2 tRNA genes and 2 rRNA genes are annotated in these 5357 nt (G+C 53.4%); all 4 read left to right on the top strand.

Annotated features, from left to right (window positions below):
• The first annotated feature begins 128 nt into the window (after positions 1–128).
• Positions 129–1662: ribosomal RNA gene (locus QCE64_RS36035) — 16S ribosomal RNA — on the top strand.
• Between the two features lie 79 nt (positions 1663–1741).
• Positions 1742–1818 (top strand) — tRNA-Ile (locus QCE64_RS36040).
• An 18-nt stretch (positions 1819–1836) separates the two neighbouring features.
• Positions 1837–1912 (top strand) — tRNA-Ala (locus QCE64_RS36045).
• Between the two features lie 329 nt (positions 1913–2241).
• Positions 2242–5126 (top strand): 23S ribosomal RNA (locus tag QCE64_RS36050).
• Together the 16S and 23S rRNA genes with 2 tRNA genes alongside form the textbook arrangement of a ribosomal RNA operon.
• The last annotated feature ends 231 nt before the right edge of the window (positions 5127–5357 follow it).

Raw genomic sequence — 5357 nt, forward strand, 5'->3', positions numbered from 1 at the left:
GCAAAAGTATCAAGAGTCTCACACGAAGTATCAGAGGAAGGTTTATCTGTCTTAGGACGGATTAATCATCGTCAGTACGTTGAGTGAGCGACCGGTTTCGAAAGAGACCGAAAACAGTAACAGGTATTGAACTGAAGAGTTTGATCCTGGCTCAGATTGAACGCTGGCGGCATGCCTTACACATGCAAGTCGAACGGCAGCACGGGGGCAACCCTGGTGGCGAGTGGCGAACGGGTGAGTAATACATCGGAACGTGTCCTGTAGTGGGGGATAGCCCGGCGAAAGCCGGATTAATACCGCATACGACCTGAGGGAGAAAGCGGGGGATCTTCGGACCTCGCGCTATAGGGGCGGCCGATGGCAGATTAGCTAGTTGGTGGGGTAAAGGCCTACCAAGGCGACGATCTGTAGCTGGTCTGAGAGGACGACCAGCCACACTGGGACTGAGACACGGCCCAGACTCCTACGGGAGGCAGCAGTGGGGAATTTTGGACAATGGGGGCAACCCTGATCCAGCAATGCCGCGTGTGTGAAGAAGGCCTTCGGGTTGTAAAGCACTTTTGTCCGGAAAGAAAACTTCGTCCCTAATATGGATGGAGGATGACGGTACCGGAAGAATAAGCACCGGCTAACTACGTGCCAGCAGCCGCGGTAATACGTAGGGTGCGAGCGTTAATCGGAATTACTGGGCGTAAAGCGTGCGCAGGCGGTTTGTTAAGACCGATGTGAAATCCCCGGGCTCAACCTGGGAACTGCATTGGTGACTGGCAAGCTTTGAGTATGGCAGAGGGGGGTAGAATTCCACGTGTAGCAGTGAAATGCGTAGAGATGTGGAGGAATACCGATGGCGAAGGCAGCCCCCTGGGCCAATACTGACGCTCATGCACGAAAGCGTGGGGAGCAAACAGGATTAGATACCCTGGTAGTCCACGCCCTAAACGATGTCAACTAGTTGTTGGGGATTCATTTCCTTAGTAACGTAGCTAACGCGTGAAGTTGACCGCCTGGGGAGTACGGTCGCAAGATTAAAACTCAAAGGAATTGACGGGGACCCGCACAAGCGGTGGATGATGTGGATTAATTCGATGCAACGCGAAAAACCTTACCTACCCTTGACATGGTCGGAAGTCCGCTGAGAGGTGGATGTGCTCGAAAGAGAACCGACGCACAGGTGCTGCATGGCTGTCGTCAGCTCGTGTCGTGAGATGTTGGGTTAAGTCCCGCAACGAGCGCAACCCTTGTCCTTAGTTGCTACGCAAGAGCACTCTAGGGAGACTGCCGGTGACAAACCGGAGGAAGGTGGGGATGACGTCAAGTCCTCATGGCCCTTATGGGTAGGGCTTCACACGTCATACAATGGTCGGAACAGAGGGTTGCCAAGCCGCGAGGTGGAGCCAATCCCAGAAAACCGATCGTAGTCCGGATCGCAGTCTGCAACTCGACTGCGTGAAGCTGGAATCGCTAGTAATCGCGGATCAGCATGCCGCGGTGAATACGTTCCCGGGTCTTGTACACACCGCCCGTCACACCATGGGAGTGGGTTTCACCAGAAGTAGGTAGCCTAACCTGCGAAGGAGGGCGCTTACCACGGTGGGATTCATGACTGGGGTGAAGTCGTAACAAGGTAGCCGTATCGGAAGGTGCGGCTGGATCACCTCCTTTCTCGAGCTTCGCACTGGGTAGCACTACCCGAGCATCCAAGCGCTCACGCTTATCGGCTGTGGTTCAAGAAACAGGCTTTGGGTCTGTAGCTCAGTCGGTTAGAGCACCGTCTTGATAAGGCGGGGGTCGTTGGTTCGAATCCAACCAGACCCACCACGAGTCAAGCAAGACACGGGGGGATTAGCTCAGCTGGGAGAGCACCTGCTTTGCAAGCAGGGGGTCGTCGGTTCGATCCCGTCATCCTCCACCAAAAGTCCTCAATGCACAGTGCTTCGTGAAGTGCTGTGCATTGGCGATTGAAGCCAGTTGATGTCGAAGGCAATGAAGTACGCCGGTCGGCTAAACGTTCTTTAACAATCTGGAAGAAGTAGTAAAGAGAGTAGCGAAAGCGCTTAGAGATGGGCGCAATTAACTGCTCAGGGTAGTGATTGTATCAAGTATGAAAAGGTGATCGAAAGATTGCTTTGGAATACGGCACACACGTAGTGTGGGCTCCACGTAAGTGCTAAAGCACTAACGTGGACCGACACGCGAATACTCAGCCTATGACCAGTGAGTCGTGAGACACACTCGTTATAGGGTCAAGCGAACAAGTGCATGTGGTGGATGCCTTGGCGATCACAGGCGATGAAGGACGCGGTAGCCTGCGAAAAGCGGAGGGGAGCTGGCAAACGAGCTTTGATCCTCCGATATCCGAATGGGGAAACCCACTCCTTATGGAGTACCCGTGACTGAATACATAGGTCATGTGGAGCGAACGCGGTGAACTGAAACATCTAAGTAACCGCAGGAAAAGAAATCAACCGAGATTCCCAAAGTAGTGGCGAGCGAAATGGGAAGAGCCTGTACTCTTTATTTGCATTGTTAGTCGAACGCTCTGGAAAGTGCGGCCATAGCAGGTGATAGCCCTGTAGACGAAAACAGCGTGAAAGAACTAGGTGTACGACAAGTAGGGCGGGACACGTGAAATCCTGTCTGAAGATGGGGGGACCATCCTCCAAGGCTAAATACTCGTGATCGACCGATAGTGAACCAGTACCGTGAGGGAAAGGCGAAAAGAACCCCGGGAGGGGAGTGAAATAGATCCTGAAACCGCATGCATACAAACAGTCGGAGCCTTTGAAAGAGGGTGACGGCGTACCTTTTGTATAATGGGTCAGCGACTTACGTTCAGTAGCGAGCTTAACTGATTAAGGCAGGCGTAGCGAAAGCGAGTCCGAACAGGGCGATCAGTTGCTGGGCGTAGACCCGAAACCAAGTGATCTATCCATGGCCAGGTTGAAGGTGCGGTAACACGTACTGGAGGACCGAACCCACTAACGTTGAAAAGTTAGGGGATGAGCTGTGGATAGGGGTGAAAGGCTAAACAAACTTGGAAATAGCTGGTTCTCTCCGAAAACTATTTAGGTAGTGCCTCGTGTATCACCTTCGGGGGTAGAGCACTGTCATGGTTGTGGGGTCCATTGCGGATTACTACGCCATAGCAAACTCCGAATACCGAAGAGTGCAATCACGGGAGACAGACATCGGGTGCTAACGTCCGGTGTCAAGAGGGAAACAACCCAGACCGCCAGCTAAGGTCCCAAAGATTGGCTAAGTGGGAAACGAAGTGGGAAGGCTAAAACAGTCAGGAGGTTGGCTTAGAAGCAGCCACCCTTTAAAGAAAGCGTAATAGCTCACTGATCGAGTCGTCCTGCGCGGAAGATGTAACGGGGCTCAAGCCAGTCACCGAAGCTGCGGATACGTGCTTAGGCACGTGTGGTAGGAGAGCGTTCCGTAAGCCTGCGAAGGTGTGTCGAAAGGCATGCTGGAGGTATCGGAAGTGCGAATGCTGACATGAGTAGCGATAAAGGGGGTGAAAAGCCCCCTCGCCGTAAGCCCAAGGTTTCCTACGCAACGTTCATCGGCGTAGGGTGAGTCGGCCCCTAAGGCGAGGCAGAAATGCGTAGCTGATGGGAAGCAGGTCAATATTCCTGCACCATTGTTAGATGCGATGGGGGGACGGATCGCGGAAGGTTGTCCGGGTGTTGGACGTCCCGGTCGCTGCATTGGAGAAGGCGCTTAGGCAAATCCGGGCGCGTAATTCAAGGGTGTGGCGCGAGCTCTCTAGGGAGCGAAGCAATTGGAAGTGGTTCCAAGAAAAGCCTCTAAGCTTCAGTCTGACAGTGACCGTACCGCAAACCGACACAGGTGGGCGAGATGAGTATTCTAAGGCGCTTGAGAGAACTCGGGAGAAGGAACTCGGCAAATTGGTACCGTAACTTCGGGATAAGGTACGCCCTTGTAGCTTGACTGGCCTGCGCCAGGAGGGTGAAAGGGTTGCAATAAACTGGTGGCTGCGACTGTTTAATAAAAACACAGCACTCTGCAAACACGAAAGTGGACGTATAGGGTGTGACGCCTGCCCGGTGCCGGAAGATTAAATGATGGGGTGCAAGCTCTTGATTGAAGTCCCGGTAAACGGCGGCCGTAACTATAACGGTCCTAAGGTAGCGAAATTCCTTGTCGGGTAAGTTCCGACCTGCACGAATGGCGTAACGATGGCCACACTGTCTCCTCCCGAGACTCAGCGAAGTTGAAGTGTTTGTGATGATGCAATCTCCCCGCGGCTAGACGGAAAGACCCCATGAACCTTTACTGTAGCTTTGCATTGGACTTTGAACCGATCTGTGTAGGATAGGTGGGAGGCTATGAAACCAGGACGCCAGTCTTGGTGGAGCCGTCCTTGAAATACCACCCTGGTTTGTTTGAGGTTCTAACCTTGGCCCGTGATCCGGGTCGGGGACAGTGCATGGTAGGCAGTTTGACTGGGGCGGTCTCCTCCCAAAGCGTAACGGAGGAGTACGAAGGTACGCTAGGTACGGTCGGAAATCGTGCTGATAGTGCAATGGCATAAGCGTGCTTAACTGCGAGACCGACAAGTCGAGCAGGTGCGAAAGCAGGTCATAGTGATCCGGTGGTTCTGTATGGAAGGGCCATCGCTCAACGGATAAAAGGTACTCTGGGGATAACAGGCTGATACCGCCCAAGAGTTCATATCGACGGCGGTGTTTGGCACCTCGATGTCGGCTCATCTCATCCTGGGGCTGTAGCCGGTCCCAAGGGTATGGCTGTTCGCCATTTAAAGAGGTACGTGAGCTGGGTTTAAAACGTCGTGAGACAGTTTGGTCCCTATCTGCCGTGGGCGTTGGATATTTGAAGGGGGCTGCTCCTAGTACGAGAGGACCGGAGTGGACGAACCTCTGGTGTACCGGTTGTCACGCCAGTGGCATCGCCGGGTAGCTATGTTCGGAAGAGATAACCGCTGAAAGCATCTAAGCGGGAAACTCGCCTTAAGATGAGATATCCCCGGGGCTTCGAGCCCCTTGAAGGGTCGTTCCAGACCAGGACGTTGATAGGTCAGGTGTGTAAGTGCAGTAATGCATTGAGCTAACTGATACTAATTGCCCGTAAGGCTTGATCCTATAACCAGTGTGTTTCGCAGTGACTTGGCGCTTCAGCGCTTAGTCAATGCAACCCCCCAAGGGGGCCACACCGGTTGAGTGAGTCGTTGTTGCCAACAATCACCACCCCAAACACTTCTACTTCTTCCCAGATTGGTTGTGCCGTCCCCGACGACACAACAACAAGTCATGCCTGATGACCATAGCGAGTCGGTACCACCCCTTCCCATCCCGAACAGGACCGTGAAACGA

The organism is Caballeronia sp. LZ043 (assembly GCF_031451075.1).
In the GTDB taxonomy this organism is placed as follows: Bacteria; Pseudomonadota; Gammaproteobacteria; order Burkholderiales; family Burkholderiaceae; genus Caballeronia.